Genomic DNA, 4,248 nt, shown 5'->3' on the forward strand with positions numbered 1-4,248 from the left:
TATTGTCTTTATAATATCATACTTTAAATTAAAAGACAATATATATTTTGTATTTCAATATGCACATTTTGTACCCTAAGTCTGCACATTTTGTACCCTAAGTCTGCACATTTTGTACCCTAAGTCTGCACATTTTGTACCCTATAAAAGCTGAAATCCCTTGCCGCTCTAAGGCGTTTAAGAGCCTTAAATATATATAAAATATAATTAAATATATATAAAAAGGGTCTCACTTCGTTCGCTCCTCTATTCCCTAATTACAAATCAAGCTATCTATCAAAAATTAACCCTAATTTTTACTATTTAGCAAAAATATGTTATAATTTAACCAACAACAAGAGTAGTGAGTTCATCACGCTAAACGAAAAGCACCCTGTCCGCCAAGACTTAGGGTGCTTTTTTTGCGCCAGCTACAACACACTAGCGTTCGTGAAAAGTGACACTATTCCTTGTTGTCATCGAAGCGCTTTTCAATCCACTTCATCCCATAGGCTTTCCCCAACTCGTACGCTAAGGGCAACACTACTCGGATAACAACAAGAAGAGTAATGAGTTCTAACATGCTAAACACCTCCTTTCGAAGGCTTAGTGCCAGAATATTGCTATTATACCATGACCTTTTTCTAAAAAGCAAAGTATGATAATCTTTTTCTTTGCTTGCTTTATTCCATGGTCTATTTGACAACAAGCTAGGTCAAGTTAGACTGGTTAGGACGGATCAGTCTGAACTTTGTTCAGCTGCCCGACAAACCAAAGACTAACGACCTAGGTTACTTGTTGTCAAATAGCTTTCACGGCATAAATCGCTCAGACGCTCTCAGAAGCCATATTTTCCCCTCTAACGCATTTTAATATCAAAACTATAGAATCCAACCTAAAACTAAAAACGAGCGCCCATAAGCCTTCTAGGGGCTATTTACGCTCGTTTAACGCTTTGAGTAAAACTCATAGTCCAAAACTATTGAGACAGTTCACGGTTTGGAGATTGAGGTGCTACCAAAATACTTGCCATTTATGCCTTACTAGCTGAATAGAGGCTGATTTCTCAATCAATATTCTCTTCCATCGGTAAAGTTTCAATAAAGGTTAGTAATACACTTCATATTCGCCTTATCCACCTTTTACTTTTTCAATTACTTCCTGTTAGAAATAAAAAATTTATCAATGAATAATAAGTGAAATGATGCAAGTGTAATTCCCAAATAGCACCCATAATAAGAGATATCTTGATGGGTAAGGGGGAAAAGAGTATTATTACCCATCAAGAGGGATGACAAAATCACAAATAGTATCCAGAATAAATCAGTCCATTTATATTTTGAAAAATATTTTTTCCACATAAGAATACCTTCTTTCTTTACCACAATACTATTATATGATACAATGTAAGCGAATACAAATAAAAAGGAGAAAAGCTCATGAAAACTACTAAATTTTTTGCAACTGCTATTTCTGCAGGTATATTAACTTTTAGTCTTACTTCGCCGTCTCTTGTCTTTGCACAAAGTGTGACACCCCTACCGAAATCTCATGTTGCAAGACTCCAGACTAATCAAGTCAAATTTGAAGAGGATGTTTTTTATAGTTTAGACGAACTTTTTGCATCTACTGATTTAAGCGTTGAAGAACAAGAGAGAATTACTCAAGATATTTTGAAAGTCATCGAAACTGACGGAAAATCAATGGACAGAACTGTTATGAGAACTGTAATAAAACGATTAAGTCATTCCGAAGTCCAAAGTATCGTAAATTCAAGTGACCCTATAGGTGACTTGATGGGATATCTTCCTTATGTAGGAGGTATATATTCAGTTTTACGTTCTTTTTCTCAAGAAACATTTCGGACAGCTGCAAGAAATGGATGGGGATTGGAGTATGTAGTTGTTGCAGATAGAGATAATCCAACTTCAACAGGGATATACTTTTATTGGAGATACGTTAAGTAACAAAATATAAATATATCTTAAAAATAAACAGAAAAAATAAAATAAAAAAAGAATTTAGGAGCTGGTTCCTAAATTCTTTTTTTATTTTGGTTTGGTGGCTGTTCTCTGTTGCTTGTTGTATCACTTCAGCAATGGTTGGTTATCGATTATCAGTGAACTGCATTTCATAACCAATGACCTTCCTCTCCAATCAGCTATATAAATATGCTACCCCACACCCTAGAACGCCTCTACGGGCTATTTACGCTCGTTTAATGTTTTAAGTAATAACTCGTATATCAATTCTTGCTGTTTTTCAATCATACCAAGACGGCGCATGACCTTTTCTTCAAACGTGGCATCATAGCTATCTTTTCTCAGTCGAGAACGAATCTCATCTACTCCTGAAGGAGATATACGATACACTCCGTCCTCTTGTTCAACCTGGAAAATATTTAAATTTTTTCTGTGATACTTTACCAGGTCTTTTGATATCCCTAACTCCTCTGCGACCTCTTTTAGTGTTTTCCAATCTGACATGACTTTAAAACCTCCTTACTAGCATAATATCGTTGTGGCAAGCGTAGCATATGGCTATCAACTTACCAGTAAGTTTACCACATGCTGGGTCAGTTTCAAAATGAAAACTGATTTTTGGGAGCCCCCAAACCCCTTGTTTAGTTTTTACTAGGTAATTTACCTTTCTAGCCTCCAAAAGAGCATAAGGGAAACTGATATCACGTGCCGTGATATGTTGATAGTATCAACGTTTTCGGTACCGGTAATTTTCTCGGCTTCGCCTACTTACACACACTATCCTGTTTATCACCCTTTTTGACTATCTCACACTTTAACACACTCTTATCTCATACAGATACACACAAAAAAAGAGATGCTGATTTCTCAATCAACAATCTCTTCAGCTGGTAAGGTATAAAACGGCAAGTATTTTGGCAGTTCCTCAATCTCCAAACCGAGAACGTCTGCTAATTCAGCAATCTCTTTCATCAACTCGTCGATTTCACCCTCTAGTAACTCATAACGTTTTTTATCCAACACTTTTTTCACTCGAGCAATTTGACTAGCCACGAATTCAAATTGAAGTTCAATAGCGCTTCGAGAACTGTCCCAATAGTTTTGGGCAATAGCCTGCTTTTTCTCTGTAGCTTGTAGATGGTCAGCCAAGGCATTAAAACTATCCCATGCAGTACTTTCCCACTGCTCAGCTTCTTCTACTTGCCTTAATAATCTATTTCTTTCAGCTTTTAATTTTTCGATATCGTTTATTAGTTCTGCTCTTTCTGTCATTTTGTTGTTCCTTTTCTGCGTTCATTGGTCTAAAAAATCATAAATGTCTGTTTGAACTTCATGAGATTCTGAACTATTCAGTCTAGCCAACATTTCTTGCTTTTTGCGTTCCAATTCGGCTTTTGTCTCTTCGCTTGTCATGTTCACGTAATCAGTATTTGACCAACTAGGCACGTTTGACTTGCTTTTCTGCTTATATTTTGGCTTATTAAATTTATTTGGAACATACGATTCGGACATTTCAGGATTCCAAGTGAACTCGTAGCCTAGAACTGGATTGCCACGCTTGTTTGACTTGATTTTTTTAACCTTTAGATTTTGGAAATAAGGGGAAAGTTGGCTCAGAATAGGTTTTAATACAAGTCTATCAATCTCACTAGGTCTATATGTTTTCGGGGTATCTAATATCCGTTTCAAATCCTCAACAGAGAACTCTTTCTGTCCCAGTGTTCTCCATTGCTTGAGAAGTCTATACATAGTTTTGGCATAGGTTGAGCGAATGGAGGTGAATTCTTCTAGCTCATACCGTGTAAACTGAGTTTCTAGCTTGTTCAAAATATAGTCAAAATTGGCGGACACCTTAACTTCGATTGTCCGTTTCTCTAAGTCCACCTCAAATATTTCAAACAAAGTCATTACTCTAAATTTTCTCTCAGATTGCTCAAAGTAAGTTAGCTGTCCAATTTTTTTAACTGCTGTAGTTATCGTCTCTTCCCAACGATACTTTCTAGATGAACTAGCAAGTGACTTTAACTCGTCAGTATCAAACACGAGCTTTTTCAAACCTTGTTCTTTTGCTTTTGTCAGTATCGTGAAAAAGAAATTCATCTCTTCTGCGGTCCATGTCCGCATAACAACTGTATTTAAATCATTGTGATATTTTACTACCTCGCCAGTCATAAAGACACCTCCGTTTATTGTCTTTATAATATCATACTTTAAATTAAAAGACAATATATATTTTGTATTTCAATATGCACATTTTGTACCCTAAGTCTGCACATTTTGTACCCTA

At 36.1% G+C, this 4,248-nt stretch carries 5 protein-coding genes; 1 reads left to right on the forward strand and 4 read right to left on the reverse strand.

The window, feature by feature from the left end; all coding sequences use genetic code 11:
- Window positions 1-1,133: 1,133 nt before the first annotated feature.
- Complete coding sequence (locus ATE37_RS10935) at window positions 1,134-1,340, reverse strand: hypothetical protein (protein ID WP_049537192.1); 207 nt, start codon at window positions 1,338-1,340, stop codon at window positions 1,134-1,136.
- A 78-nt stretch (window positions 1,341-1,418) separates the two neighbouring features.
- Between ATE37_RS10935 and ATE37_RS10495 the strand changes: the two genes are divergently transcribed.
- Window positions 1,419-1,946 (forward strand): hypothetical protein, encoded by a 528-nt coding sequence (locus ATE37_RS10495; protein WP_084868977.1) that lies wholly within the window; start codon window positions 1,419-1,421, stop codon window positions 1,944-1,946.
- A gap of 237 nt (window positions 1,947-2,183) precedes the next feature.
- Here the strand turns inward: ATE37_RS10495 and ATE37_RS10500 are convergent, their stop codons facing one another.
- The 3 genes from ATE37_RS10500 to ATE37_RS10510 form a co-directional block, all read right to left on the reverse strand.
- On the reverse strand, window positions 2,184-2,465 hold the full coding sequence (locus ATE37_RS10500) for a hypothetical protein (RefSeq protein WP_084868978.1): 282 nt from the start codon (window positions 2,463-2,465) through the stop codon (window positions 2,184-2,186).
- Window positions 2,466-2,828: 363 nt separating this feature from the next.
- Window positions 2,829-3,233 (reverse strand): hypothetical protein, encoded by a 405-nt coding sequence (locus tag ATE37_RS10505; RefSeq protein WP_084868979.1) that lies wholly within the window; start codon window positions 3,231-3,233, stop codon window positions 2,829-2,831.
- Between the two features lie 21 nt (window positions 3,234-3,254).
- Window positions 3,255-4,133 (reverse strand): replication initiation protein, encoded by an 879-nt coding sequence (locus ATE37_RS10510; protein WP_084868980.1) that lies wholly within the window; start codon window positions 4,131-4,133, stop codon window positions 3,255-3,257.
- Window positions 4,134-4,248 lie beyond the last annotated feature (115 nt).

This window comes from Streptococcus oralis subsp. tigurinus (assembly GCF_002093575.1).
GTDB lineage: Bacteria > Bacillota > Bacilli > Lactobacillales > Streptococcaceae > Streptococcus > Streptococcus oralis_CH.